This is a genomic window from Cellulomonas wangleii (assembly GCF_018388445.1).
In the GTDB taxonomy this organism is placed as follows: domain Bacteria; phylum Actinomycetota; class Actinomycetes; order Actinomycetales; family Cellulomonadaceae; genus Cellulomonas; species Cellulomonas wangleii.
In genome coordinates this window covers 1,351,497-1,376,077 of sequence record NZ_CP074405.1, presented here as the reverse complement: position 1 = coordinate 1,376,077, position 24,581 = coordinate 1,351,497, and the positions used below count along the sequence as shown (strand labels likewise).

General features: G+C 74.4%; 28 protein-coding genes. 12 read left to right on the top strand and 16 right to left on the bottom strand.

From position 1 onward, the window contains the following. Positions 1–106: 106 nt before the first annotated feature. A complete protein-coding gene (locus KG103_RS06365; RefSeq protein ID WP_207340711.1) occupies positions 107–349 on the top strand; it encodes a hypothetical protein in 243 nt (80 codons plus the stop codon). A 65-nt stretch (positions 350–414) separates the two neighbouring features. Further along, complete coding sequence (locus KG103_RS06360; RefSeq protein ID WP_207340712.1) at positions 415–1,479, top strand: LacI family DNA-binding transcriptional regulator; 1,065 nt, start codon at positions 415–417, stop codon at positions 1,477–1,479. Positions 1,480–1,533: 54 nt separating this feature from the next. Here KG103_RS06360 and KG103_RS06355 read toward each other — a convergent pair whose 3' ends face one another. The 7 genes from KG103_RS06355 to KG103_RS06325 all read right to left on the bottom strand — a co-directional run bounded on the left by KG103_RS06355 (position 1,534) and on the right by KG103_RS06325 (position 6,194). After that, on the bottom strand, positions 1,534–2,019 hold the full coding sequence (locus KG103_RS06355; RefSeq protein ID WP_242635736.1) for a pilus assembly protein TadG-related protein: 486 nt from the start codon (positions 2,017–2,019) through the stop codon (positions 1,534–1,536). Further along, the gene (locus KG103_RS06350) at positions 2,016–2,498 is read right to left on the bottom strand and encodes a pilus assembly protein (RefSeq protein WP_207340713.1); all 483 of its coding nucleotides are present in this window, start codon (positions 2,496–2,498) and stop codon (positions 2,016–2,018) included. The genes KG103_RS06355 and KG103_RS06350 overlap by 4 nt, the downstream gene beginning before the upstream one ends. Next, positions 2,495–2,845, bottom strand: a complete 351-nt coding sequence (locus tag KG103_RS06345; RefSeq protein WP_322973090.1) for a TadE/TadG family type IV pilus assembly protein — start codon at positions 2,843–2,845, stop codon at positions 2,495–2,497. Before KG103_RS06345 ends, KG103_RS06350 begins: the two co-directional genes overlap by 4 nt. A gap of 44 nt (positions 2,846–2,889) precedes the next feature. Further along, on the bottom strand, positions 2,890–3,102 hold the full coding sequence (locus KG103_RS06340; RefSeq protein WP_207340828.1) for a hypothetical protein: 213 nt from the start codon (positions 3,100–3,102) through the stop codon (positions 2,890–2,892). 63 nt (positions 3,103–3,165) lie between these two features. After that, positions 3,166–4,095: a type II secretion system F family protein gene (locus tag KG103_RS06335; protein ID WP_207340714.1), complete on the bottom strand. Its 930-nt coding sequence runs from the start codon at positions 4,093–4,095 to the stop codon at positions 3,166–3,168. Then, positions 4,092–4,952 (bottom strand): type II secretion system F family protein, encoded by an 861-nt coding sequence (locus KG103_RS06330; protein ID WP_207340715.1) that lies wholly within the window; start codon positions 4,950–4,952, stop codon positions 4,092–4,094. The genes KG103_RS06335 and KG103_RS06330 overlap by 4 nt, the downstream gene beginning before the upstream one ends. Positions 4,953–4,955: 3 nt before the next feature. Further along, positions 4,956–6,194 (bottom strand): CpaF family protein, encoded by a 1,239-nt coding sequence (locus tag KG103_RS06325; RefSeq protein ID WP_372434893.1) that lies wholly within the window; start codon positions 6,192–6,194, stop codon positions 4,956–4,958. Between the two features lie 202 nt (positions 6,195–6,396). Here KG103_RS06325 and KG103_RS06320 point away from each other — a divergent pair, with 202 nt between their 5' ends. Both KG103_RS06320 and KG103_RS06315 read left to right on the top strand, forming a co-directional pair. Further along, positions 6,397–6,633, top strand: a complete 237-nt coding sequence (locus tag KG103_RS06320) for a hypothetical protein (protein ID WP_207340716.1) — start codon at positions 6,397–6,399, stop codon at positions 6,631–6,633. Further along, a complete protein-coding gene (locus tag KG103_RS06315; protein WP_207340717.1) occupies positions 6,630–7,538 on the top strand; it encodes an aldose 1-epimerase family protein in 909 nt (302 codons plus the stop codon). Before KG103_RS06320 ends, KG103_RS06315 begins: the two co-directional genes overlap by 4 nt. 91 nt (positions 7,539–7,629) lie before the next feature. On the opposite strand, the gene KG103_RS06310 is transcribed toward KG103_RS06315, so the two are convergent. From KG103_RS06310 to KG103_RS06300, 3 genes are all read right to left on the bottom strand, one after another. Continuing rightward, complete coding sequence (locus KG103_RS06310; protein WP_207340718.1) at positions 7,630–8,430, bottom strand: M15 family metallopeptidase; 801 nt, start codon at positions 8,428–8,430, stop codon at positions 7,630–7,632. 324 nt (positions 8,431–8,754) lie between these two features. Further along, positions 8,755–9,798 carry a hemolysin family protein gene (locus tag KG103_RS06305; RefSeq protein WP_207340719.1) on the bottom strand — a complete coding sequence of 348 codons (1,044 nt, stop codon included), beginning with the start codon at positions 9,796–9,798 and terminating at the stop codon, positions 8,755–8,757. Then, entirely contained in the window at positions 9,798–11,117 is a 1,320-nt protein-coding gene (locus tag KG103_RS06300; RefSeq protein ID WP_207340720.1) for a hemolysin family protein, read from the bottom strand. Before KG103_RS06300 ends, KG103_RS06305 begins: the two co-directional genes overlap by 1 nt. Before the next feature lie 259 nt (positions 11,118–11,376). Between KG103_RS06300 and KG103_RS06295 the strand changes: the two genes are divergently transcribed. From KG103_RS06295 to KG103_RS06285, 3 genes are all read left to right on the top strand, one after another. Then, positions 11,377–12,132, top strand: a complete 756-nt coding sequence (locus KG103_RS06295) for a response regulator transcription factor (protein ID WP_207340721.1) — start codon at positions 11,377–11,379, stop codon at positions 12,130–12,132. Further along, positions 12,129–13,229 (top strand): HAMP domain-containing sensor histidine kinase, encoded by a 1,101-nt coding sequence (locus KG103_RS06290; RefSeq protein WP_207340722.1) that lies wholly within the window; start codon positions 12,129–12,131, stop codon positions 13,227–13,229. The genes KG103_RS06295 and KG103_RS06290 overlap by 4 nt, the downstream gene beginning before the upstream one ends. Positions 13,230–13,449: 220 nt before the next feature. Further along, positions 13,450–17,196: a multifunctional oxoglutarate decarboxylase/oxoglutarate dehydrogenase thiamine pyrophosphate-binding subunit/dihydrolipoyllysine-residue succinyltransferase subunit gene (locus KG103_RS06285; RefSeq protein ID WP_207340723.1), complete on the top strand. Its 3,747-nt coding sequence runs from the start codon at positions 13,450–13,452 to the stop codon at positions 17,194–17,196. Between the two features lie 60 nt (positions 17,197–17,256). On the opposite strand, the gene KG103_RS06280 is transcribed toward KG103_RS06285, so the two are convergent. Beyond that, positions 17,257–18,225, bottom strand: a complete 969-nt coding sequence (locus KG103_RS06280; protein WP_207340724.1) for a GlxA family transcriptional regulator — start codon at positions 18,223–18,225, stop codon at positions 17,257–17,259. 93 nt (positions 18,226–18,318) lie between these two features. On the opposite strand from KG103_RS06280, the gene KG103_RS06275 reads away from it, so the two are divergent. The 3 genes from KG103_RS06275 to KG103_RS06265 all read left to right on the top strand — a co-directional run bounded on the left by KG103_RS06275 (position 18,319) and on the right by KG103_RS06265 (position 19,737). Further along, the gene (locus tag KG103_RS06275; RefSeq protein ID WP_207340725.1) at positions 18,319–18,477 is read left to right on the top strand and encodes a hypothetical protein; all 159 of its coding nucleotides are present in this window, start codon (positions 18,319–18,321) and stop codon (positions 18,475–18,477) included. Between the two features lie 149 nt (positions 18,478–18,626). Beyond that, complete coding sequence (locus KG103_RS06270) at positions 18,627–19,226, top strand: GDSL-type esterase/lipase family protein (RefSeq protein ID WP_372434888.1); 600 nt, start codon at positions 18,627–18,629, stop codon at positions 19,224–19,226. Beyond that, complete coding sequence (locus KG103_RS06265) at positions 19,213–19,737, top strand: hypothetical protein (RefSeq protein ID WP_207340727.1); 525 nt, start codon at positions 19,213–19,215, stop codon at positions 19,735–19,737. The genes KG103_RS06270 and KG103_RS06265 overlap by 14 nt, the downstream gene beginning before the upstream one ends. Positions 19,738–19,758: 21 nt before the next feature. Here KG103_RS06265 and KG103_RS06260 read toward each other — a convergent pair whose 3' ends face one another. The 3 genes from KG103_RS06260 to KG103_RS06250 all read right to left on the bottom strand — a co-directional run bounded on the left by KG103_RS06260 (position 19,759) and on the right by KG103_RS06250 (position 22,465). Then, positions 19,759–20,364 (bottom strand): PadR family transcriptional regulator, encoded by a 606-nt coding sequence (locus KG103_RS06260; protein ID WP_207340728.1) that lies wholly within the window; start codon positions 20,362–20,364, stop codon positions 19,759–19,761. Then, the gene (locus tag KG103_RS06255) at positions 20,364–21,242 is read right to left on the bottom strand and encodes a DUF4097 family beta strand repeat-containing protein (RefSeq protein WP_207340729.1); all 879 of its coding nucleotides are present in this window, start codon (positions 21,240–21,242) and stop codon (positions 20,364–20,366) included. Before KG103_RS06255 ends, KG103_RS06260 begins: the two co-directional genes overlap by 1 nt. 134 nt (positions 21,243–21,376) lie before the next feature. After that, positions 21,377–22,465 (bottom strand): type IV pilus twitching motility protein PilT, encoded by a 1,089-nt coding sequence (locus tag KG103_RS06250; RefSeq protein WP_207340730.1) that lies wholly within the window; start codon positions 22,463–22,465, stop codon positions 21,377–21,379. A gap of 139 nt (positions 22,466–22,604) precedes the next feature. Here KG103_RS06250 and KG103_RS19165 point away from each other — a divergent pair, with 139 nt between their 5' ends. Beyond that, positions 22,605–22,679 (top strand): 50S ribosomal protein bL37, encoded by a 75-nt coding sequence (locus tag KG103_RS19165; RefSeq protein WP_099052597.1) that lies wholly within the window; start codon positions 22,605–22,607, stop codon positions 22,677–22,679. 70 nt (positions 22,680–22,749) lie between these two features. Here KG103_RS19165 and rsrA read toward each other — a convergent pair whose 3' ends face one another. Together rsrA and KG103_RS06240 are read right to left on the bottom strand one after the other, a co-directional pair. Beyond that, positions 22,750–23,067, bottom strand: coding sequence for a mycothiol system anti-sigma-R factor (gene rsrA, locus KG103_RS06245; protein WP_249670823.1), 318 nt, complete (start codon positions 23,065–23,067; stop codon positions 22,750–22,752). After that, positions 23,064–23,894: a sigma-70 family RNA polymerase sigma factor gene (locus KG103_RS06240; RefSeq protein ID WP_278186652.1), complete on the bottom strand. Its 831-nt coding sequence runs from the start codon at positions 23,892–23,894 to the stop codon at positions 23,064–23,066. The genes rsrA and KG103_RS06240 overlap by 4 nt, the downstream gene beginning before the upstream one ends. Before the next feature lie 120 nt (positions 23,895–24,014). On the opposite strand from KG103_RS06240, the gene KG103_RS06235 reads away from it, so the two are divergent. Further along, complete coding sequence (locus KG103_RS06235) at positions 24,015–24,566, top strand: DoxX family membrane protein (protein WP_207340732.1); 552 nt, start codon at positions 24,015–24,017, stop codon at positions 24,564–24,566. Positions 24,567–24,581: the final 15 nt, after the last annotated feature.

Genomic DNA, 24,581 nt, shown 5'->3' with positions numbered 1-24,581 from the left:
GGGACAACCGCGCGATGCGCCACGCGCATCCTCTTGACCGGTCAAGTGAGGCGGCGTAGCGTCGAACTCGCCAACTTGATCGGTACAGAAGCGATGGGAGCACGACATGAGCCTCTTCGGCACCGGCTTCGGCGTCCGCGCGACCCAGATCCGCGCGACCAGCGCCCACGCGGACGCCCCCCTGGTCCCCCTGCGCCCCGGGGACCTGCGCGCCGAGCGTCGTGCGCGACGCCGGCGCACGCGCCCGTCGCGCACGGCGCGCGCCCGGCTCGCGGCGGCGAGCCTGCTGCACCGGCTGGCCGATGCGCTGACCCCGGCCCCCGAGCGGCTCGGCCGGCCCGTGGCATGACGGCCCGCCCGGGCGCCGCGGCCTACGCTGGTCCCCGTGACGCGGGGACCGAGGGCGGGGACGACATGGGCCGCGTGACGCTGCAGACCGTCGCCGACGTGGTCGGCGTCAGCCGCATGACCGTGTCCAACGCGTTCTCCCGCCCCGACCAGCTCTCGGCCACGCTGCGCGAGCGGATCCTCGCCGCGGCGGCCGAGCTCGGGTACGCCGGCCCGGACCCGACCGCGCGGGCGCTGGCGCGGCGGTCCACCGGCGCGGTGGGCGCGGTGATGACCGACTCCCTGGGCGAGGCGTTCCGGGACCCTGCGGCGGCCGCGTTCTTCGGGGCGCTGGCCGAGGAGCTCGCGCCGACCGGCCTGTCCGTCTCGCTCATCCCCGCGGCGGGCGTCGGTGGCCACCTGCACGCGCGCGACCTGCCGATCGACGCCGCGGTGGTCTACGCGTGCGCCGGTGACACCGAGGCCGTCGGCTGGCTGGCCCGGCGCCGGCTGCCCCTGGTGTTCGTGGACCAGGAGCCGCTGGCGGGGAGCACGGGCATCGTGCTGGACGACGTCGGCGGCGGCCGGGCGGCGGTCGAGCACCTGGTGGGCCTGGGGCACCGCGACATCGCGGTGCTGACGATGAACTCGGGCCTCACCGCCCCCGCGTGGCGCGCCGACCCGTCCGCGGACAACCCGACCCAGGTGGCGCGCAAGCGGACGGCGGGCGCCCTGGCGGCGCTGGCGGACGCAGGGCTGACCGGTCGGGTCCTCGAGGTGCCGGACAACCGGGCCACGGACACCGCCGCCGGCGTCGAGCTGCTGCTGGCCGACCCGCAGCGCCCCACGGGTGTCGTCTGCTTCTCCGACCTCATGGGCGCCACGCTGGTGCGCGCCGCGCAGCAGGCGGGACTGACGGTCCCGCGCGACCTGTCCGTCGTGGGGTTCGACGACTCGTTCCTCGCCCAGACCGTCCGGCCGGCGCTGACGACCCTGCGGCAGGACTTCGACGCGAAGGGCCGGCTGGCGGCGCAGGCGCTCATCGACGCCCTGGCGCACGCCCGCGGCGACGGCCCCGAGCCCGCGCCGACCACGGTGGTGGTGCCCGTCGAGCTGGTCGTGCGCGGCAGCACCGGTCCGGCCCCGGCCTGACCCACCCGCCCGGCACGGGCCGCCCGCACGACCGCCCGGTCCGCCCACCCGGGGTCACGAGGCGCGTGCCGCGCCCTCGGCCTCGAGCGCGATGCCGTCGGTCCACGGCGCCAGCACCCACGTCACCAGCACCGGGCGCGTAACCGCGCCCAGGCGCACGACGGCGGTCCGCCCGTCGGGCGTGGACGCCTCGAGCACGCGGACGGCGTCCCACCGTGCGGCGGGGTCCGGGTGGTCGCGCACGTACTGCTCGACCGCGGCCCGTACCGCGGCGTCGGTCAACGGCACCCCGCCCGCGTCGCCCGGTTCGGCGAAGTAGCGCGCGCCGACCTGGTCGGCGGCCGAGAGCGCCGCCAGGTCCGCCACCGCGAGCAGCCGCTTGCGGTCCAGGTGCACCCCGGTGGCCGCGGCGACGACCAGCACCAGCAGGATCGCGAGGACGGCGAATCCCAGCGACAGGACCATGACCTGCCCGCTGTCGTCACCACCGCCGGCGCCCGTCCGCGCGCGGCGCCAGGAGCTCGGCGCCCCCGGCCTCATCGCGCCGCCCGGTAGGCGTCGACCGGCGCCACCCGCTCGGCCGTGACCGGGACCTCGAGCGGGACCACGTCGCGCACGAACGTCGGGACGAACGGCAGCGGCACGCGGACCTGCACGGTCGCCGCGACCTCCGCACCCGGCGTGAGGCACGGGTCGCTCGAGCACCGGACGGTCAGCGCCGCTGCGGGGTCGTCGTCGAAGCCCTGGTCCGCGAGCGCCACCCCCACGGCGGTCACCGCACGGGCAGCGCCCTGCCGGGCGTCGTCCGCCACGACGTACACGCGCGCCGCCTCCCGCGCGGCTCCCTCCGTCGCGAACGTCGCGGCCTGGATGCGGCCGAGGACGAGCACGAGGTAGACGATCGGCACCAGCAGCACGAGCGAGATGCCGAGGAACTCCACGAGCGCGCTGCCCGCGTCGGCGTCCCGTCCGGCCGTCCGGGCGCGGTGCCGCCGCCGGAGCCGGGCGACGGCGGTCACGGCCACTCCACGGGTGCGTGCCCGTCGAGCCGCATGACGCCACCCGGGCCGAGCAGACCGACCACGGGCAGCGGCACCCGGACGCTCACCTCGACGAGCTCGAGCCCGGCGGCGTCGACGCGTCGCGCGGTCACGTCCTGCGCGTACCGCTCCGCGAGCGACGCCCGCAGCAGCTCGGTGGTGCGGGCTGCGCCCTCCGCGGGGGTCCGGCCCACCTGGGCCGCGTAGCGGGCACCCTCCGCCGCCGCGTCCACGCAGGTGTTGCGCACGTGCTGGACGAGCGCGAGCTGCAGCACGGAGGCGAACAGCACCACGACCAGGCCCCCGACCAGCGTGAAGTCGACGATCGCGGAGCCCCGGTCACCGGCGCCGCGCAGTTCCGGGGCGGACCTCAGGTGCCCGATCCGGGCGAGACGCCCTCGATCGCGTCGAGGAACAGCCGCTGCAGCGCGTCGCCCGCGGCCAGCCACAGCACCGACACCAGACCGGCCGTCATGAGGGTGACCAGCACCCAGCCCGGCACGTCGCCCCGCTCCGGGTGACCACCCGCCGACGCCCGGTGCACCGCCGCGCTCCACGTCCGGGACCAGAACCTCGTCGCCATGCTCGACCTCCGTCGTCACCGCGCGGACGCCGGGCGGCGTCGCGCTGCTCGTCGCGGCCGGGGTCACAACCCCACCCGCAGGACCACCGCGCTGGGGAAGACGGCGAACAGGACGGTCACCGGGAGGATGAGGAACACCACCGGGACCATCATGAGCACCTCCTTGCGCCCGCCGGTCTGCATCAGGGCTCGCCGGCCCTCCTCGCGGACGTCCTGGGCCTGCGCCCGCAGCACGTCGGCCAGGGGTGAACCGCGCTCGACCGCGACAGCGACGCCTTCGGCGAACCGCGCCAGCGCGGGGAGCCCGGTCCGGTCCGCGAGCGCCTGGAGGGCGCCGGTCAGCGGCGTACCGGCCCGCGCGTCGGCCAGGGTGCGGGCGAGCTCGTCGGCCAGCTCGCCGTGGGTCTGGCGCACGACGCGCTCGAGCGCGCCGGTCGCTCCCTCCCCCGCGCTCACGGCCAGCGCGAGCAGCTCGGTGACGGTGGGCATCTGCGCGAGGAGCCGCGCCTCCCGGCGGGCGACCTGCCGCCCCACCAGCCAGTCGGGCACCAGCGCGCCGAGGAGCCCGCAGACGGCGACCAGCGCGACCAGGGGCACCACGGCAGCACCCCGGGTGGCGGCGAGCACCACGGCGGCGAGCAGCCCGACCGCGAGCCCGACGACGCCCGAGACGACCTGCTGCGCGCGCAGCTGCTCGACCGTCTCGTGACGACCGGCGCGCGCCAGCCGCCGCCGCACGTCGGCGGCCGGCGACCCCAGCCGGGCGACGAGGCGCACCCCGTCCGCCAGGAAGGGCGCCACGAGTCGGTCGACCGTGGCCCACGGACCACGCGCCGCCTCGGCGCGCAGCAGGCTCGACGTGCCGCGCGTGCGCAGGTAGGGCCCGACCCGCTGGTCGAGCGTGATCCGCCGGGCGCCGAGCCGCAGCGCGACGAGCACCAGCCCGCTGCCCAGCAGCAGGCCGGCGAGCGCACCCAGCACACGGGGGCTCATCGCAGCACCCGAGGGTCGTCCGGCAGGCGGGCGACCCGCAGCATGACCCGGTACGCCACGACCGTGCAGACCGCGCCGGTGACGAGGACGACCGCACCGGCGGTCGAGTCGTAGGCGCGGATCGCCTCGGGACGCGTCGCCAGCATCGCGAGCACGACCCACGGCGCGGCGACGGCCAGGCGGGCGGCGTACACGGTCCAGCTCTGGCGCGCCTCGATCTCCCCACGGGTGCGCAGGTCCTCACGCAGGAAGGTCGACAACGTGCGCAGCAGCCGCCCCAGGTCGGTGCCACCGACGTCCCGGGTGAGACGCAGCGCCTCGATGATCCGGTCCGCGACGGGGTCGGCGAGCCGGTCCTTGAGCACGTCGAGGCTGTCGACGAACCGCCCGGTCGCGCGGTAGTCCTCCGCGAACGCGCGGAACGGCGGGCGCAGCTCGGCCGGTCCCCGGTCACCCAGCTGGGCGACCGCCTCCGGCAGGGACAGCCCTGCACGCACGCCCGACGCGAGGTGGTCGACCACGTCGGGCCACAGGCCGCGTGCGGCGGCGAGCCGACGGCGGGCCCGGCCCCGCACGAGCGCCGAGGGCGCGGCGGCCGCGAACGCGCCTGCGCACAGGGCGACCACCGGGACCGGCACGACGAGGAACGCCAGTGCCGCGACCAGCAGGCTCGCGAGCGCGCTGACACCGATCAGCGCACCCGGCGTCACGGCGCTGACACCGGCCTGCGTCAGCGTGTCGCGCGTCCGCACGGTCCAGCCGTCAGGCCGCTGCCCGTGGCCACGCGCGAGCGGCCACCAGGACCACCAGACGCACGCGAGCCCCGCCCCCAGCAGCAGCCCCACGACGACGCCCACGGCTCAGCCCTGCCGCAGCATCGCGGCGACGTCGAGGCCGGCCCGGGCGAAGCGCTCGACGTGCGGCGGGAACCCGTCCCCACGCACGAGCACACCGGCGCGCGTGGTGAACAGGTCGGCCGTCTCCACGACACCCGCCTCCACGCGACCGGGCACCGCGACGACCTCACGGGTGCGCCGCCGCCCACGGGCGTCCAGCTCCAGGTGAACGACGAGGTCCACGGAGGACGCGACGGTCGGCACCACGAACCGGTCCGAGATGTTGCCTCCGGCCAGCAGCGGCAGCGTGCACAGCTTGCTGAGCGCCTCCCGTGCCGAGCTGGCGTGGATCGTGCACATCGCGGGGATGCCGCTGTTGAGGGCGATGAGCAGGTCGAGCGCCTCCGCCTCCCGGACCTCCCCCACCAGCAGCCTGTCGGGGCGCATCCGCAGCGCCTCCTTGACGAGGCGGCGCAGGGTGATCTCGCCGGTGCCCTCCAGGTTGGGCTGCCGCGTCTGCATCGCCACCCAGTCACGCACGGCCGGGCGCAGCTCGAAGACCTCCTCGCAGCTCACCACCCGCTCGCGCGGCGGAACGGCCCCGGCCAGGGCGTTGAGCATCGTCGTCTTGCCGGCCTGCGTCTGGCCGGAGACCAGCACGTTGAGGCCGACCTGGACCGCGGCCCGCAGGAACGCGGCCGCCTGCGGGGTGACCGACCCCAGGGCGACCATGTCCTCCATGCTCGTGGCCCGCACGACGTACTTGCGGATGTTCACCGACCAGTACCGTCGCGTGACGTCGGGGATGACGGCGTGCAGCCGTTCACCGCCGGGCAGGGAGGCGTCGACGAACGGGCTGGACAGGTCCAGCCGCCGCCCGGAGACCTTCAGCATCCTCTCCACGAGGTCCCGGACCTGGGCCTCCGTCAGGATCGTCGTGGTCAGCTCGGGCTCACCGCGCCGGGCCACGAAGACCTGCGACGGCGAGTTGATCCAGATCTCCTCGACCTCCTCGTCGTCCAGGTAGCGCTGCAGCGGTCCCAGCCCGGCCACGGCGTCGACCACCAGCTTGTGCGCGGCGGCGGCGTCACCCAGCGGCGGCACGGCCCCGAGCAGCGAGCGCTCGTCGTAGTCGGCCATGGCGGCGTGGACCAGCGCCACGACCCCGGCCCGGTCCCGCACCGGGTCGAGCCCGCGACGCCGGACGAGCTCACGGACCTCCCCCTCGAGGATCGTCACGCCGTCCGCCACCACCGTCACCACCCTCACCGTCCCGCGTCCCGCGCCGCAGATGTCCCGTTCGTCCGTATCCGGCAGCGACGGTAGGGCATGGCGCGCCACCGCGGGGCGGTTCGTCCACAGGACGACGCGGGAGGGCCCGCGACTCGCCGGGGCCGCTGGTCCCGTTGTGCCCTGATCTCGTCCCGCCGCACCGGGCGGAGGAGACAAGGAGTACTGGCGCACCATGACCACCAGCACGGTGAGCCCCGCGTTCAGCGTCTTCACCTCGGCGGAGGTCCAGGAGGTGATGGAGCGCGCCGGCACGATCCGCTGGAACCCCTCGGTGGAGGGGGCGGGTGCGACGGTCGTCACCATGGAGACGTTCGTGTGGGTGCAGGACACCACCACGGCCGCGACGTCGCGGCACGCCCGTGCGGTCCCCGTGCGGGGCGCACGTTCACACGTAGGTTGGGTTCCGTGAACACTCCCCCACCCACGGGTGACCAGCACGTGCTGCAGCACGGTGACCAGGTCGCCGTCGTCACGTCCGTCGCCGCGAGCCTGCGCGAGTACCGCGTCGGTGACCGGGACGTCGTCCTGCCGTTCGCGGTCGACTCGATCGCCCCCGCGTTCTCCGGTGCCGTGCTGGCGCCGTGGCCCAACCGGCTGCGCGACGGCACGTACCGGTTCCGCGACGTCACCTACGAGGTGCCGCTGACCGAGCACGAGCGCCTGACGTCGCTGCACGGCCTGCTCGCGTACGAGCGGTTCGCCACCGTGATCGCCACCGAGGACTCGGTGACGCTGCGCCACGACCTGGTGCCGATCCCGGGCTACCCCTGGCCGCTGCGCCTGGACGTGACCTACACGCTGGGCGACGACGGCCTCACGGTGGCGCTCGCCGCGACCAACCAGGGCACCGACGTCGCGCCGTACGGCGTCGGGTTCCACCCGTGGCTGTCCCCCGGCCCCGGCACGGTCGACGAGTGCACGCTGCAGCTCGACGCGGCCCGGTCGGTGACGGTCGACGAGCGCCTGCTGCCCACCGGGACGCAGTCCGTCGCGGGCGACATGGACCTGCGCGCGGGCCGCCCGCTGGCCGGCGTCACGCTGGACGACGCGTGGCTCGAGGTGACCCCCGACGCCGACGGCCTGACGTGGGCGACCCTCACCGGGGCCGACGGCCGCACCGTCGCGGTCTGGGCCGACGCCACGCTGCCCGCGTGGCAGGTCTGCACGGGCGACGGCATCCCCGGCATCGAGCGCCGCGGCGTCGCGGTCGAGCCGATGACGTGCATCGCGGACGCGTTCCGCACCGGCGACCTGCTCGTGGAGCTCGCGCCCGGCGCGACCCACGAGGTCCGGTGGGGCATGTCGCTGCGCTGAGCCGTCCCGTCGGCGGGTCCGCTGCGGCGGGCCCGCCGGCGTGCGTCAGGTGCCGCCGCGCGTCACCGACGCGGACCGGCCGACCGCGACGTCAGCCGTAGTACTCGCCGTCGGCCTTGACGCCCTTGGTGTACTCCCAGTGCCACGGCTCGTACGGGCCGGAGCCCCCGCGGACGGCCCAGTTGGGCTGCTCCCAGCCGAACGTGGGTCCGTTGTCGTTCATCCACGTCCAGCGGGCGCCCGACGTCTGGATCGAGCAGAAGTCCATCGCGAGGCCCCAGCCGTGGTTGCTCTTGCCGGGGGTGGCGGCCAGGCCGCCCTTCTGCGCCTTGACGGCCTTCTGCTGCGCGAGCGTCCGGTACCCGGACGACAGGCACAGGTCCGTCCCGAACCGCGCGACGTGGGCCTCGTTGAGCTCGGCGAGCGCGACGGCCGCGTCGGCGCGCATCTGCGTGCGCCCGTCCCACAGCGTGCACAGGTCCTTGGTCGCCAGCAGGCCGTTCTCGCCCGCAGCGCGCACCGACCCGTCGCAGCCGGGCAGCGCGGAGCGCTCGGCGTCCCGCGAGACGTCGGCCAGGGCCCGCAGCCGCGAGCTGGAGTCGGTCGACATCAGCGGGGTGGGGGGCAGGTCCGTCAGCGGGAGGGCGGTCAGGGCCGCGACCGTCGACGGGAGGTTCGCGTCCGCGGCGGCCGTGGTGGCGACACCCATGACGATCTCGCCGTCCGCCACGCCCTGCGTGACCGGCACGACCACGGTGACCCCGACCAGCGCGCACAGCACACCGGCGCGCCCCAGGACCGTCGTCGAGCGCCGACGCGCGGGGGCGTCACCGTCGTCGGTCGCCACGATGCCGCGCCCGACGGGCTGCGCCGCCACAGGGACGGCTGTCACGTCGGCGTCCGGTCGCGCACTGCGACGGCGCGCGCGTGTCGTCGGCTCCGCTCGGTGGGATCCCACGACACCTCCGCTCACTTCGTCCCGCTGGTCATCGGCTCCCCCGATGCGGTTACGAAACCATAACGGGCTGCGCGCGCCGCTCCAAGGGCCTGATACGTCACAGGACGGTCGCAATCTGGACACGTGCACGACACACCGGGCGACACGCCGCGTCTTCACGGATCCTCCACCGCCGCAGGTGCCGTCAGCGGGCCGGATCACCCCGGCGCCGGTGCGTCCTGCACCCCGGTCGGGGGCCGCCCGGCCGTGCGCCCGACCTCAGCGCAGCTGGCCCCGCTGCATCGCGTCGCGGACCTCGCCGACGAGCTCCTCGAGGATGTCCTCGAGGAAGACGACACCGGTCGTGCGCCCCGCGTCGTCCACGCGGGCGAGGTGCGAGCCCGAGCGCTGCATCGCCTCCAGCGCCGTCTCCACCTCGTCGCCCGGCGCGACCACCGCGAGGGTGCGCACGCGCCAGGCCGGCACGGGCTGCGTGCGTGTCGCCTCGTCGGCGTACAGGACGTCCTTGATGTGCAGGTACCCGGTGGGCCGCCCGTCCGCGTCCACGACGACGAACCGGCTGAAGCCGGTGCGGGCGACCAGGTGCTCGATGTCGTCGGGCGTGCTGCCCGCGTCCACGGTCACCAGCTCGTCGACCGGCACCATCACCTCCGCGGCGGTGCGGTCCGAGAACTCGATGGCCCCCGAGAGCAGTCCCTGCTCGTCGGCCAGCAGACCCTCCGCCTGCGAGCGCTCGACGATGGACTGCACCTCCTCCGCGGTGAACGCGGAGGCCACCTCGTCCTGCGGCTCGACGCGGAACACCCGCAGCACGTGGTTCGCGAGCCAGTTGAGCGCGACGATCACCGGACGCATCACGCGGGCCACCCACACCAGCGGCGGGCCGAACAGCAGCACGGCGCGGTCCGGCCCGGCGACGGCCAGGTTCTTGGGCACCATCTCGCCCAGCACCACGTGCAGGTAGACGACCACCAGCAGCGCCAGGACGAACGCGATGGGGTGCGTGAGGGCGGCGGGCACCCCCAGGGCGTGCAGCGGGTCCTCGATGAGGTGGGCGATCGCCGGCTCGGCGACGAGGCCCAGGCTCGTCGAGCACACGGTGATGCCCAGCTGCGCGGCCGCGAGCATGAGCGAGACGTGCTCCATGGCCCACAGCACGGTGACGGCGCGCCGGTCACCGGCCTCGGCCAGCGGCTCGACCGACGAGCGGCGCGCGGACATCAGGGCGAACTCCGCACCGACGAAGAACGCGTTCGCCGCGAGGAGGACCACGGCCAGGACGAGCGCGAGCGTCGCGTCCATCAGTCGTCACCCGCCTCGTCCGCCGGGACCTCGCTGATCCGCACCCGCTCGACGCGGCGCCCTGCCATGCGCTCGACCCGCAGCCGCACGTTCCCCTCCACGATCTCGTCGCCCTCCGCAGGCACGCGCCCGAGCCGCGCCATGAGCAGACCGGCGACGGTCTCCCACGGGCCGTCGTCCGGCACGCGCAGCGCCGTCGCCTCGTGCAGCTCGTCGGGGCGCACCACGCCCGGCAGGACCCACGAGCCGTCCGCCTGCCGCGCCCGCGTGCCGCGCGCGCGGTCGTGCTCGTCGGCCACCTCGCCGACCAGCTCCTCGACGACGTCCTCGAGGGTCACGGCACCGGCGGTGCCGCCGTACTCGTCCACGACGACCGCCATCTGCAGTCCCTGCGCTCGCAGGTCGACCAGCAGGGGACCCAGGCCCACCGTCTCGGGGACGCGCGGCGCGTCGACCATGAGGGCGGCGGCCGGCACCTCCGGGCGCCGCTCGTGGGGCACCGCCATCGCCTTGCGCAGGTGGACCAGGCCCAGCACGTCGTCCACGGAGTCCCCGATGACGGGGAAGCGCGAGTGGCCGGTCTGCCGGGCCAGCGCCATCACGTCGGCGGCGGAGTCGTCGCGCCGCACCACGTGCAGGCGCGTGCGGTCCGTCATGACGTCGACGGCGGTGAGGGTCGAGAAGTCGATCGAGTTGGTCAGCAGCGTCGCGGTGGCCTGGTCCAACGTGCCCTGGGCGGCGGACCGGCGCACGAGCGAGGCGAGCTCGGCGGGCGACCGCGCGCCCGACAGCTCCTCGCGCGGCTCGACGCCCACGCGCCGCAGCAGGGCGTTGGCGGTCCCGTTGGTCAGGGCGATCACCGGGCGCAGCGCGGCGGTGAAGCCCAGCTGCAGCGGCGCCACGACGCGTGCGGTGCCCAGCGGGCGGGCGATGGCGAAGTTCTTGGGCACGAGCTCGCCGAAGAGCATGGAGAACCCGTTGACGAGGACCAGCGCGAGCACGGCCGCGAGCGCACCCGCCACGGCACCCCCGACCCCCGCGCCCTCCAGCGGCAGGCCGAGCAGGCGCACGACCGCGGGCTGCGTGGTGTAGCCGAGCAGCACAGTCGTGACGGTGATGCCGACCTGGGCCCCGGACAGCTGCGTCGAGAGCCGGCGCAGCGCCCGCACGACGGAGCCGCCGCGCGTGTCGTCGGGGGCGGTCTGCCGCTCGACGAGACCGGGGTCGAGGGTGACGAGCGCGAACTCGGCGGCGACGAACACCGCCGTCCCCGCGGTCAGCAGCACACCGAGGCCGACGAGCAGCCAGTCGGTCAGCACGGGAGCACCGGCGCGCGGTGCCCGCGGGCACCCGCGGGCTCGCAGGACGTGGAGAGGGGCGGGCCGGCGTGCTCGCGTCCAGCGGGACGCCGTCCGCGGCCGGCTCCCGCGCACGCGGCGGGGGCGGGACGGACGCGGGGCGGGACGCGATGCCGGCAGCGACTTGAGCTGCTCATGGTGAGCGACATCCTACGGACGATGCGCGGACGCGCGCGGGCTCGCCATGACCGCTCCCGGCTGCGTGTGCCACGCTGGCCCCATGGCCACCAGCGTCGCGCGACCGGGTGTCACCACCGTCCTCGTGGTGGAGGACGAGCCCGCGATCGCCCAGGCGATCGTGCACCGCTTCACCGCCGAGGGCTGGAACGTCGAGGCGGTGGGCGACGGCCACGCGGGCGTCGCGACCGCCGCCCGGCTGCAGCCGGACGTCGTCGTCCTCGACGTCATGCTGCCGGGGATCGACGGCCTCGAGGTGTGCCGGCAGATCCAGGCCGAGCGGCCCGTCCCCGTCCTCATGCTCACGGCCCGCGACGACGAGACGGACATGCTGGTCGGCCTGGGTGTGGGCGCCGACGACTACATGACCAAGCCGTTCTCGATGCGCGAGCTGGTCGCGCGGACCAAGGTGCTGCTGCGCCGCACCGAGCGTGCGGCGCGGGCCGCCGAGATGGCCACCGTCCAGCAGCCGGAGCCCCCGCTCGTGGTCGGTGACGTCACGATCGACAGCGCGCAGCGCCGGGTGCAGCGCGCCGGGACCGAGGTGCACCTGACCCCGACCGAGTTCGACCTGCTGCTGACGCTCGCGTCCTCGCCGCGCACCGTGCTGACCCGCGAGCGGCTGCTCGCGGACGTGTGGGACTGGGTGGACGCCAGCGGGACCCGGACCGTCGACTCCCACATCAAGGCCCTGCGCCGCAAGCTCGGGCCGGACCTGATCCGCACGGTCCACGGCGTGGGGTACGCCTACGAGCCCGCGGACGCGGCGGCGGACGACCCCGCCGAGGGCGGGTCGTGACGGTTCCCCCACCGCCGCCCGCCCGCCACGCGCGGGGGGACGCCGACCGCTGGCGGCTGCCGGACGTCCGGCCGCTCGACCCGCTGCGCACCATCAAGATGAAGCTGGGCGTGCTGGTCGCCGCGACCGTCACGCTCGCCGCCTTCGTCATCTGGGTGGGCTACGGCCAGGCGCTCGGCCCGAGCCGCACGCTGCCGCTGGCGATCGCCCTGTCGCTCGTCGTGACGCAGCTGCTGGCCCGCGGCATGACGTCCCCGCTGCGGGAGATGACCGAGGCGGCGCGGGCGATGGCGGCCGGCGACTACAGCCGCCGGGTGCGCTCCACGAGCCGCGACGAGGTCGGGCAGCTCGCCGAGGCGTTCAACACGATGGCCGACGACCTGGAGCACCTGGACACCTTCCGGCGCGAGCTGGTCGCCAACGTGTCGCACGAGCTGCGCACACCCGTCACGGCGCTGCAGGCACAGCTCGAGAACATGGTCGACGGGGTCAGCGAGCCGGACCCCGCGACCCTGGCCGTCGCGCTGGCGCAGACCGAGCGGCTGTCCCGGCTGGTGTCCTCCCTGCTCGACCTGTCGCGGGTCGAGGCGGGTGCCATGTCGCTGCGGATCGAGGACGTCGACCTGGACCAGCTGCTGGACGAGGCGGCCGACGAGGCGTCGCTGGTCGGTGCCGAGAAGCGGCTGCGGTTCGTCGTGGACGTCGTGCCGGACGGTCTGACCGTCCCCGCCGACCCGGAGCGGCTGCACCAGGTGATCGCCAACCTCCTGCAGAACGCGGCCCGGCACTCGCCCGCGGACGAGGAGGTCCGCGTGGTCGCCCGTCGTGCGGGGCGCGACGTGCAGATCGACGTGATCGACCGGGGACCGGGCATCGCCCGGGAGCAGCGCGCGCACGTCTTCGAGCGGTTCGTGCGGGGGAACACCCCCGCGCTGACGGGACAGGGGTCGACGGGTGGCACGGGGCTCGGCCTGGCGATCGTCCGCTGGGCCGTGGAGCTGCACGGGGGCACCGTGGAGGTCGCCGACTCCGACTCGGGCTGCACCATGCGCGTGCGCCTGCCGGCCACGCCCGCCCGCACCGCCCCGCACCCGTGAGGCGCGGCCCGGCACGCCCCGGACCTGCCTTTGAGGCACGTCCCAGCCTGCCTTTAGGGGCCGTTGACCCCGGCGCCGCGCGGAGTGAAGACGATGCACAGATCACCGTGCGGGGCGCCGCGCAAGAGGCCTCCGACCCCGTCGAGCACGTAGTGTTGTCGTCAACAGAACTGGCGATGGCGCGGTCCGGTACCGCGCACCGGAAGTGGGCGATCCCAGCGTGACGCAGAACGCGCAGTCAGACTCCACCCGTGCCGACTTCGGCGCGAACGAGTGGCTGGTCGACGAGCTGTACGAGCAGTACCAGAAGGACCGCGACGCGGTGGACCCCGCGTGGTGGGACTTCTTCGAGGGCTACAGGCCCGAGACGTCGGGTGCTGCGGCCAACGGCGACGCCACGACCCACGCACCGCCCGGCCGTCCGGCCGAGCAGACGGCGCCCGCCGTCGCGGCACCTGCTGCGCCGCCCGCCGCCGCGGCGCCCGCGCGGCCCGTCGAGGTCACGCCCTCCCCCGTCGCCACCGCACAGCCGGCGACGGCGCCGTACGCCGAGGTCGCCACGCGCCGCACCGACGAGGCACAGGACGCCCAGCCCGTCGACGACGTGCAGAAGCTGCGCGGCCCGGCGGCCCGCGTCGTCACCAACATGGAGGCGTCGCTCGAGGTGCCCACGGCCACCTCGGTGCGCGCCGTGCCGGCCAAGCTGATGGTCGACAACCGCATCGTCATCAACAACCACCTGGCGCGCGGCCGCGGCGGCAAGGTCTCCTTCACGCACCTCATCGGCTTCGCGCTGGTCGAGGCCGTCGGCGAGATGCCCGCCATGAACTCCTCGTTCACGCTGGTCGACGGCAAGCCGGGCGTGCTGTCGCCCGCGCACGTCAACCTGGGCCTCGCGATCGACCTGGCCAAGCCGGACGGCACGCGCCAGCTCCTGGTCCCGTCGATCAAGAAGGCCGAGACGCTCGACTTCGCGCAGTTCTGGACGGCCTACGAGGACGTCGTGCGCCGCGCGCGCAACAACAAGCTCACGGTGGACGACTTCGCCGGGACGACGATCTCGCTGACCAACCCCGGCACGATCGGCACGGTGCACTCGGTGCCGCGGCTCATGCAGGGGCAGGGCACGATCGTCGGCGTCGGCGCCATGGACTACCCCGCGGAGTTCGCCGGCACGTCGGACGAGCAGCTCAACCGCATGGGCGTCTCCAAGGTCCTCACGGTCACCTCGACGTACGACCACCGGATCATCCAGGGCGCCCAGTCGGGCGACTTCCTGCGGATCCTGTCGCGCAAGCTGCTGGGCGAGGACGGGTTCTACGACAGGGTGTTCGCGGCCCTGCGCGTGCCGTACGAGCCGGTGCGCTGGGTGCGGGACGCCAACCACGACCCGGACGCGGAGGCCATCAAGCCCGCGCGCGTCGCCGAGCTGATCCACGCGTACCGCTCGCGCGGCCACCTCATGGCCGACACCGACCCGCTCGCCTACCGCCAGCGCAAGCACCCGGACCTCGACGTGCAGAACCACGGGCTGACGCTGTGGGACCTGGACCGCACGTTCCCCACCGGCGGCTTCACGGGCAAGTCCCGCGCCACGCTGCGCGACGTGCTGGGCCTGCTGCGCGACTCGTACTGCCGCACCGTCGGCGCCGAGTACATGCACCTGCAGGACCCGCGGCAGCGCCGCTGGCTGCAGGAGCGCCTGGAGTCCGGGTACGCGCGCACGCCCCGTGAGGACCAGCTGCGCATCCTGCGCCGCCTCAACGCCGCCGAGGCGTTCGAGACGTTCCTGCAGACGAAGTTCGTCGGGCAGAAGCGCTTCTCGCTCGAGGGCGGCGAGTCCCTCATCCCGCTGCTCGACGCGATCCTCTCGCGAGCGGCCGACGGCGGCCTCGACGAGGTCGGCATCGGCATGGCGCACCGCGGGCGGCTGAACGTGCTGGCGAACATCGCCGGCAAGTCCTACGGCCAGATCTTCAGCGAGTTCGAGGGCAACCAGGACCCGAAGTCGGTCCAGGGCTCGGGCGACGTGAAGTACCACCTCGGCACCGAGGGCGTCTTCACCGCCGAGTCCGGCGCGACGACGGCCGTCTACCTGGCCGCGAACCCGTCGCACCTGGAGGCCGTCGACCCGGTGCTCGAGGGCATCGTGCGAGCCAAGCAGGACCGCATCGACCTCGGGGGCGACGGCTTCTCCGTGCTGCCGATCCTCATCCACGGCGACGCGGCGTTCGCGGGCCAGGGTGTCGTCTTCGAGACCCTCAACCTCGCGCAGCTGCGCGGGTACCGCACGGGCGGCACGATCCACGTGATCGTCAACAACCAGGTCGGCTTCACCACCGGCCCGTCGTCGTCGCGCTCCTCGCAGTACGCGACGGACGTCGCCAAGGGCCTGCAGGTGCCGATCTTCCACGTCAACGGGGACGACCCCGAGGCCGTGGTGCGGGTGGCCGAGCTGGCGTTCGAGTACCGCGAGCAGTTCGACCGCGACGTCATCATCGACATGGTCTGCTACCGCCGCCGCGGGCACAACGAGGGCGACGACCCCTCGATGACGCAGCCGCTGATGTACAACCTCATCGAGGCGAAGCGCTCGGTCCGCAAGATCTACACCGAGGCCCTCGTGGCGCGGGGGGACATCACCCTCGAGGAGGCCGAGCAGGCCCTGCGCGACTACCAGTCGCAGCTCGAGCGCGTCTTCACCGAGACGCGGGAGGACGGCTGGACGCCGCCGCCCGCGGACGTGGAGACGGTGGCCGGGCTCGAGCGACCGGAGTCCCAGCAGGAGGACGCCGGTGTCATGGTCGGCTGGCAGACGGCCGTGCCCGCGTCGGTCCTGCAGCGGATCGGCCAGGCGCACGTGAGCCCGCCGGAGGGCTTCACGGTCCACCCGAAGCTCGCCCAGCTCCTGGACAAGCGCGAGCGCATGAGCCGCGACGGCGGGATCGACTGGGGCTACGGCGAGATCCTCGCCTTCGGCTCCCTGCTGATCGAGGGCACGCCGGTGCGGCTGGCCGGGCAGGACTCGCGCCGCGGCACCTTCGTGCAGCGGCACGCGGTGCTGCACGACCGCGAGACGGGCGCCGAGTGGACCCCGCTGCTGTACCTGTCGGGCGACCAGGCGAAGTTCTGGGTCTACGACTCCTCGCTGTCGGAGTACGCCGCCCTCGGGTTCGAGTACGGCTACTCGGTGGAGCGCCCCGACGCGCTGGTGCTGTGGGAGGCGCAGTTCGGCGACTTCGTCAACGGCGCGCAGACCGTCATCGACGAGTTCATCTCGTCCGCGGAGCAGAAGTGGGCGCAGCGCTCGTCGGTCGTGCTGCTGCTCCCCCACGGCTACGAGGGCCAGGGGCCCGACCACTCGTCCGCACGCATCGAGCGCTTCCTGCAGCTCGCCGCCGAGGACAACATGACGATCGCCCAGCCGTCGACGCCCGCGTCGCACTTCCACCTGCTGCGCCGTCAGGCGTACCAGCGTCCGCGGCGCCCCCTCGTGGTGTTCACGCCGAAGTCGATGCTGCGGCTCAAGACCGCGACCTCGGACGTGCAGGACTTCACGACGGGCACCTTCCGCCCCGTGGTCGGCGACGACCTCGCAGCGGCCAAGGCCGACCAGGTGACGCGCGTGCTGCTGTGCTCGGGCAAGGTCTACTGGGACCTCCTGGCGCAGCGGGTGTCCTCGGGCGACCAGCAGACCGCGATCGTGCGGTTCGAGCAGCTCTACCCGCTGGACCCCGACTCGATCGCGCAGGCGCTCGCCCCGTACGGCGACGCCGAGCTGGTGTGGGTGCAGGACGAGCCGCGCAACCAGGGTCCGTGGACGTTCATGTCGACGCACCTGCCGCCGCTCGTCGGGCGGACCGTCCGGGTGGTCTCCCGCCCGGGGTCGGCCTCCCCCGCGGCCGGGTCGGCCAAGAAGCACGCGGCCGAGCAGAAGGCCCTGATCGAGGCGGCCTTCCAGCGCTGAGCACGGCCGACGGGCCGGCGACCCCTGCGGGGCGCCGGCCCGTCGTCGTTCCCGGAGCGCCTACGAGGCCTGGTCGGCGGGGTCGCAGCTGAACCGGCGCCGGTACGCCAGCGGTGTGGTGCCGAGCGTGCGGGCGAAGTGGTGGCGCAGCAGCGCGGCGGTGCCGAACCCGCAGCGTCGAGCGATCTCCTCGACGGGTGCGGCGGTGCGCTCCAGCAGCTCCTGGGCACGGGCGACCCGCTGCCGCGCCACCCAGGCGGCGGGCGTCGAGCCGGTCTCGGAGCGGAACCGGCGCGCGAACGTGCGCTCCGACATCAGTGCGCGGGCAGCGAGCACGGGCACGCCCAGGTCGTCGTCGAGGTGCTCGAGCATCCACGCCAGCAGCGGGGCGAGGGTGTCGGCCTGCGGGGGCAGCGGGGTGTCGACGTACTGCGCCTGGCCGCCGTCGCGCTGCGGGGGCACCACCATCCGCCGCGCGATGCTCGTGGCCGCCGCCGCCCCGAGCTCGCGACGCACCAGGTGCAGGCAGGCGTCGATGCCGGCGGCGGTCCCGGCGCCGGTGATGACCCGCCCGTCCTCGACGTAGAGCACGTCGGGGTCCACCGTGGCCGACGGGAAGCGCTGCGCGAGGGCGGCCGCGTGCATCCAGTGGGTCGTGCAGCGTCGCCCGTCGAGCAGCCCGGCCTCACCCAGCGCGAACGCACCGCTGCAGATGCTCAGGATCCACGCCCCGCGCTCGTGGGCGTCACGCATCCCCTGCAGCACCTCGGCGGGGACGGTCCCCTGCGGCATGCCGTAGGCGGGCACCACGACGAGGTCGGCGTCGCGCATCGCCTCCACACCGTGGTCGACGACGATCGCGAAGCCGCCCTTGGTCGGCATCGCGACACCGGGCGTGGGCCCGCAGACACGGAAGTCGAACCTGGGACCACCGGTGTCGGAGCGGTCGATCCCGAAGACCTCGCACGCGGTGCCGAGCTCGAAGGCGGCGGCGTTGGGCAGGGCGAGCACGGCGACGGTCCGGAGCACCCGTCCACGGTCCCACGGGGTTGGCAGGATTTCAACCCTCACCGTCAGTTCCGCCACTCGTGGCGCAATCTGGGCGTACACAGACTTTCTGCCATGGACATTCTCTGGATCGTCGTCATCGCCCTCACCGCCGCCGCGTGGGTCGCGTGGCTCGTCCACGTCGTCCGGCACGACGGACTGGGCGACCACGAGCCACCCCGCTCGCACCCGCACGAGGTGCACCAGCCCGTGACGCAGATCTTCCTCCGGTGACCCGTCGCGCCCCGCGACCGCGCCACCGCGACCGACACGGACGCGACCCGCCCGTCGATCGGTGCGACCACGCGCCCCCGGCCTGAGAGACTGTCGCCCATCGCGCACCGGACCGCCCGGCGCCGCGGGCACAGGCAGGAGTGATGGGCGTGGGTGAGCTGCCGCTGCGTCTCGCCGTGGTCGGGGACGAGCTGGTGGCCGGCGCGGGCGACCCCAAGGGACTGGGCTGGGTGGGACGCGTCACGGCGCGCACCAGCACGCCCGACCCGTTGACCGTGCTGACCCTGGCCGTCCCGGGCGAGACCAGCACCGAGCTGGGTGCCCGCTGGGACGCCGAGGTCTCGCGACGACTGTCGCCCCACGCCGACAACCGGCTCGTGGTCGCGCTCGGGCGCGCCGACATCGCCGCCGGACTCTCGCTGGCACGCAGCCGCCTGAACCTGGCCAACATCCTCGACGTCGCCGACCAGCGCCGGATCCCGGCGTTCGTGATCGGCCCGCCGCCGGGCCCCGCGCACGAGAGCGACCGCCTGGCGGAGCTCTCCGCCGCGCTCGGGGACGTCGCCTCGCGGCGCCGCGTCCCGTACGTGGACATGTACTCGCCCCTGGCGACGCACGACCAGTGGCTCGCGGACATGGCCACCTCGCCGCAGCACCTGCCCGGTCAGGCCGGCTACGGGCTCATGGCCTGGCTCGTCCTGCACACCGGCTGGCACACGTGGCTGGGCCTGCCGGATGACGGCGCCTGACCCCACGCCGGACCCGGCACCTGCCGTCCCGCAGCACACCGCCCCCGCACCGTCGGGAGCGGCCCGCGTCGTCGGCCCTCGTGCCGTGCTCGAGGTGTGCCTGCGCGCCGCTGCCGTCCTGCTGGTCATGGCCGCCGTCATGCTCGCCGTGCTGCTGGCGATGGCCTCCCGCTCCTCCGACGCGGCCGTCGACGCCCAGGCCGCCGTGATGGTCGTCGTCCTCATGTACGGGCTGCACCTCGTGGCCCTGGCCGTCCTCGGGTGGCCCGGCGGCCTGCTGACCGCGCACCTCATGCGGCACGAGACGTCCGAGCGCCGGCACGTGATCGCGTTCGCGGTCGCCGGCGGCCTGCTGGGAGGCGCCATCCTGGCGGCGTGGGGCGGCGGGGTCGCGATCCTCGTGTGGGCCGCCGTCGGCGCGGCCGTGGCGGGTGGCGCGCGCGCCTGGACGGGCCTGGCGCGTCGCCGTCGCGCGCTGCTGCGCGCCACCCACCCCAGCGCGCCCTCCTGAGCGACCCGGGCCCTCGGGCGCTCAGCGCAGCGTGGACCGCATCGTGCGCAGCGCCGTGTCGAGCACCGTCCGCAGGGTCTCGACCGTCAGCTCGTCGACGCCCGACGCGGCGTCGGCCCGGCGCAGGTCGGTGCGGACCTCGTCGCCGAAGCGCCGGACGATCGCCTCGGCCTCGACACGTCGCCGGTGCGAGGCCGTGCGCTGCGGGTCCGGCTCGCCCGGGGAGGGGCGTGCCGCGTCGCGGGCGCGCTGGGCGGCCGAGGCGAGATCGGCCCGCAGGCCGCGCATCGCCGCCTGCACGTCGTCCCGCACCTGGGACGCCTGCGCCCGGACCGTCTCGGAGATCTCGGCCTCCAGGTGCGCCAGGTCGCCGCGACGGGCGTCGAGCTCGGCCCGCCCGGCCTCGGTGAGCGTGTAGGTCGCCTTGCGCCCCTCGTCGGCGCGCCGGACCAGCCCCTCCTCCTCCAGCCGCGCGAGCCGCGGGTACACCGTCCCGGCGCTGGGGCGGTAGGTCCCGCCGAACCGGTCGCTCAACGCGGTCATGAGCTCGTAGCCGTGCCGCGGCCCGTCCTCGAGCAAGGACAGCAGGTACAGCCGCAGCCGGCCGTGCGCGAACACCTGGACCATCAGGCGCTCCTGTCGGCTGCGTCACCCGGCACCGCGTCGCCCGGCACCGCGTCGACGACGGCGTCATCAACGGGCGCGCGCAGCACCGTCACGTGCCCCGTCACCGTGGTCGCGGAGAGGTAGGTGCCGCCGTCGCCGGAGTCCAGGTCGACGGTCCGGCGCCCGGGACCGGTGCCCTTGTGCTCCTGCCCGTCGACGACGAGCCGTCCGGAGACCGACTGGGCCCGCACGCTCAGCCCGGCACCCTCCGGCACACGGACCGTGAGGTCGCCGGCGACGGTGGTGACCGTGAGCGAGGACGTGCCGGGACCGACGTCGAGCGAGACCGCCCCCGACACCGAGTTGCCCTGCACGAGCGTCAGCTCGCCGGAGGCTGCGAACTCGCCCGACACGGTGTTGAAGCGCACGTCGCCCTGGTGGCGGCGCACGACCGTCTCCCCCGAGACGCTGGTGGTCGACAGCCGTCCGTGCACGTCGTCCACGACGACGGAGCCGGAGACGGTCGAGACCGAGACGTCCTGCCGCAGGCCGGCGACGAGCTCGTCCGCGCTCACCGTGCCGACCTTGGCCAGCACGTCGCTCGGGACCGCGATGTGGACGTCGGCGCGGTCCTTGTCCTGGAAGTTGCGGAACCGCTCGACGAAGCCCTCCCACCCGCCGAGCGTGAAGCTGTAGCCGACGCGCAGCTCCCCGTCGGACAGCGTCACCTCGAGCGGACGGCCGTCGACCTCGTGCACCTCCAGGCGGGCCCCGCGCTGCTCCGGGTCGTCGTGCGCGACGACGTCGACGCGACCACCCACCAGCCCGACGCGCAGCGCGCGCAGGTCCTCGATCTCGATCACCTGCGGGCCGGCGACGACCCAGGACTCCGTCGACATGATGCCTCCATCGCGATATGTCGTGTTGTGCGGACACGTTATATCGCGATCGCGCACCGCACAACCGTGCGGACGACGACGGCCGACGACCTCCACGAGGTCGTCGGCCGTCGTCGTGCTGCGGTGCGGTGGAGCTACACGACGATGCCCGCGCCGCGCAGCTCCACCGTGAGGTCGTGCGGGTTGGACGCGACGGCCAGCGCCTCCTCGAAGGTCACCACCGCGTCGCGGACCAGCGTGAACAGGTGCTGGTCGAACGTCTGCATCTTGTAGAAGTCCCCCTCCTTGATGAGGTCGTTCAGCGGGGGGTTCTCCTGGGGCTCGATGATGGCCTCGGCCGTGCGGCCGGTGTTGATCATGACCTCGATGGCCGCCTGCCGGCCGCTGCCGTCCGCCTTGCGCACCAGGCGCTGCGACACGATGCCGCGCAGCGCCTGCGCCAGCGCGATGCGGACCTGCTTCTGCTCGTGGGGCGGGAAGAAGTCCACGATGCGGTTGATGGTCTCGGCGGCGTCGATGGTGTGCAGCGTCGAGAGCACGAGGTGGCCGGTCTCGGCCGCGGACAGCGCCGCGCGCACGGTCTCGGTGTCACGCATCTCGCCGACCAGGATGACGTCCGGGTCCTGACGCATCGCGGCGCGCAGTGCCACGGTGAAGTCCGCGGTGTCCTGGCGCACCTCGCGCTGGGAGACGATCGCCTTCTTGTCCGCGTGCAGGATCTCGATCGGGTCCTCGATCGTCACGATGTTGACCTCACGGTACGAGTTGATGAGGTCGACCATCGAGGCCAGGGTCGTCGTCTTGCCCGATCCGGTGGGTCCGGTCACCAGGACCAGACCGCGGGGTTCCAGCGCGAGCTCGCCGACGACCTCCGGCAGGCCCAGCTCCCCCAGCGACTGCGCCCCGACGGCGACGCGGCGGAACACCATCCCGAAGGTCCCGCGCGCCTGGTACGCGTTGACGCGGAACCGGCCGACGCCCGACAGCGAGTACGCGAAGTCCGCCTCCTTCGTCTCGCGGAAGATCTCCACGAGGTCGTCGGGCAGGACCTCCTCGAGCATCCGCTCGGTGTCCGCGGGGCGCAGCTCCGGCGCCTGCAGCTTGCGCAGCCGCCCGTCCACCCGCACGCGGGGCGACGACCCGACCTTGCAGTGCAGGTCGGAGCCGCCCGTGCTGGCCAGGGCGTGGAGGAACGGGATCACGGACTGCGGCTGCTGGCTCACGTCTGGGATATCGGGCGCGCTGCCCCCGCACTTGAGCACCCGCACGGCGGCGCGCACCACCCCGCGGGTGTGGGACCATGGGACGACATCCCTGCGTGCGTGCGTCGTGCGCGCGCGCCGCGACCCGAGGAGAACCACGATGAGCAAGCGTGGCCGCAAGCGTCGCTCCCGCAAGGGGAACGCCGCCAACCACGGCAAGCGTCCCAACGCCTGAGCGTTCGACGCCGTGACGTCGCGACGGGCCCGGAGCAACCGCTCCGGGCCCGTCGCCGTGTCGTGGGGTCTCAGACCTCGGTGTCAGTCGCGGGACGCAGCCGCAGGACCGTGAGCTGCTCGCGGATCCGCAGGCGCAGCGTCGCCGGGGCCTCCTCCTGGCAGCAGCGCCGCACGAGCTGCTTCATGACGAGCTCGATCTGCTCCTCCTCGAGGCAGTCCCTGCACTCGTGCAGGTGCGCCTCGACGCGGTCGTGGTCCAGCGCACCCAGCTCGGAGTCGACGTACTCCCACAGCCGCTCGACCGCCTCGTCGCAGCCGCAGGCGTCGGTCACGGGCGGGCCGGCCGACGTGTCGGCCACGACGGGCTCGTCCTCACGCGCGCTCACCGGGCACCGTCCGGCGTGCTCGGCGCCGCCCCCGCCAGGCCGCGGCCGCGGGCGTAGTCGGCCAGCAGCTCGCGCAGCTGGGCACGACCCCGGTGCAGGCGGGACATCACCGTCCCGATCGGTGTGCCCATGATCTCGGCGATCTCCTTGTAGGCGAAGCCCTCGACGTCCGCGAGGTACACCGCGATGCGGAAGTCCTCGGGGATCTGCTGCAGGGCGTCCTTGACGTCGGAGTCCGGCAGGTGGTCCAGCGCCTCGGCCTCGGCCGAGCGCAGCCCGCGCGACGTGTGCGACTCCGCCCGCGCCAGCTGCCAGTCCTCGATCTCCTCCGACCGGGACTGCTGCGGCTCGCGCTGCTTCTTGCGGTACGTGTTGATGTACGTGTTGGTGAGGATCCGGTACAGCCACGCCTTGAGGTTCGTGCCCGGGCGGTACTGGTGGAAGGCGGCGAACGCCTTGGTGAACGCCTCCTGCACCAGGTCCTCGGCGTCGGCGGGGTTGCGCGTCATCCGCAGCGCCGCGCCGTACAGCTGGTCGAGGTAGACCAGCGCCTCGGCCTCGAACCGCTCGCTGCGGGCGGCGTCGTCCTCACCCGCAGGGGCACGGGTCGTGCCCTCGCCGTCGTCGACTCCCTCGGGGTGCTCGCTCATCACCACCGAGCCTAGTGCGCCGCGGGCACCACCACCCCCGCGCGGGGGCACGCCCCAGGGGGCGACGCCGTACGCCGGTCCGGGCCGCAGCGGGTGCACGACGGTCGCCGCGCCGGTGACGTCGACAGGCACGGGTGCGGCCGGGGGCGCCGGAGGGCTCGCGAGGGCACAGCTCATGACCGCTCCAACACGGCGGACACCTGCACGCATTCCCGGCGGTGGGCGCGCCGTCGAGGGCGGACGACACTAGCGTGGGACGCACCGTCCACCCGCGGTGACGTCTTCCTGGAGGAACCCGTGCTGCTGCGTCGCATCGCCCGCCCCCTGTTCGCGTCGTGGTTCGTCAGCCAAGGGCTCGACGCGCTGCGCCAACCCGCCGGCCACGCGCAGGTGATGCGCGACGGCCTCGACGGGCTGCGGAGCCGCGTGCCGGGCACCGCCCGTGCCTCGGCACCCGCCCCGGTCGGCAAGGCGCTGGACGGCGACGTCAGCGACAAGCAGCTCGCCATGCTCGCGCAGGCGCACGGTGCCGCGATGCTCGTCGCGGGCACGATGCTCGCGGTGGGCCGCGCACCGCGCACGGCCGCGCTCGCGCTGGCCGGCCTCACGGTGCCGCTGGTGCTCGTCAACCTGCCCCTGTCACGCCGGGGCGCGCTGACGCCCGCCGAGAAGAAGGCGCGCACGGAGCGCCTGGTGCGGGCTCTGTCGTTCACGGGCGGCGCCGTCCTCGCGGGCGTGGACCTCGAGGGTCGACCGGGGGTCTCGTGGCGCGTGCAGCACGCCATGGTGGACCGCGCCGCCGTGAAGGCGGCCCGCGCCGCCGAGGCCGCGAAGCACGTGGACGGCTGACGTGACCGTCCGGCG

Bases quoted from the DNA above. Each gene is read 5' to 3' on its own strand.
- KG103_RS06360 (WP_207340712.1), top strand. From the start codon at position 415: ATGGGCCGCGTGACGCTGCAGACCGTCGCCGACGTGGTCGGCGTCAGC.
- KG103_RS06265 (WP_207340727.1), top strand. From the start codon at position 19,213: ATGACGGCGCCTGACCCCACGCCGGACCCGGCACCTGCCGTCCCGCAG.
- KG103_RS06335 (WP_207340714.1), bottom strand. From the start codon at position 4,095: ATGAGCCCCCGTGTGCTGGGTGCGCTCGCCGGCCTGCTGCTGGGCAGC.
- KG103_RS06320 (WP_207340716.1), top strand. From the start codon at position 6,397: ATGACCACCAGCACGGTGAGCCCCGCGTTCAGCGTCTTCACCTCGGCG.
- KG103_RS06355 (WP_242635736.1), bottom strand. From the start codon at position 2,019: ATGAGGCCGGGGGCGCCGAGCTCCTGGCGCCGCGCGCGGACGGGCGCC.
- KG103_RS06255 (WP_207340729.1), bottom strand. From the start codon at position 21,242: ATGTCGACGGAGTCCTGGGTCGTCGCCGGCCCGCAGGTGATCGAGATC.
- KG103_RS06240 (WP_278186652.1), bottom strand. From the start codon at position 23,894: ATGAGCTGTGCCCTCGCGAGCCCTCCGGCGCCCCCGGCCGCACCCGTG.
- KG103_RS06365 (WP_207340711.1), top strand. From the start codon at position 107: ATGAGCCTCTTCGGCACCGGCTTCGGCGTCCGCGCGACCCAGATCCGC.
- KG103_RS06305 (WP_207340719.1), bottom strand. From the start codon at position 9,798: ATGGACGCGACGCTCGCGCTCGTCCTGGCCGTGGTCCTCCTCGCGGCG.
- KG103_RS06295 (WP_207340721.1), top strand. From the start codon at position 11,377: ATGGCCACCAGCGTCGCGCGACCGGGTGTCACCACCGTCCTCGTGGTG.
- KG103_RS06260 (WP_207340728.1), bottom strand. From the start codon at position 20,364: ATGGTCCAGGTGTTCGCGCACGGCCGGCTGCGGCTGTACCTGCTGTCC.
- KG103_RS06275 (WP_207340725.1), top strand. From the start codon at position 18,319: ATGGACATTCTCTGGATCGTCGTCATCGCCCTCACCGCCGCCGCGTGG.
- KG103_RS06340 (WP_207340828.1), bottom strand. From the start codon at position 3,102: ATGGCGACGAGGTTCTGGTCCCGGACGTGGAGCGCGGCGGTGCACCGG.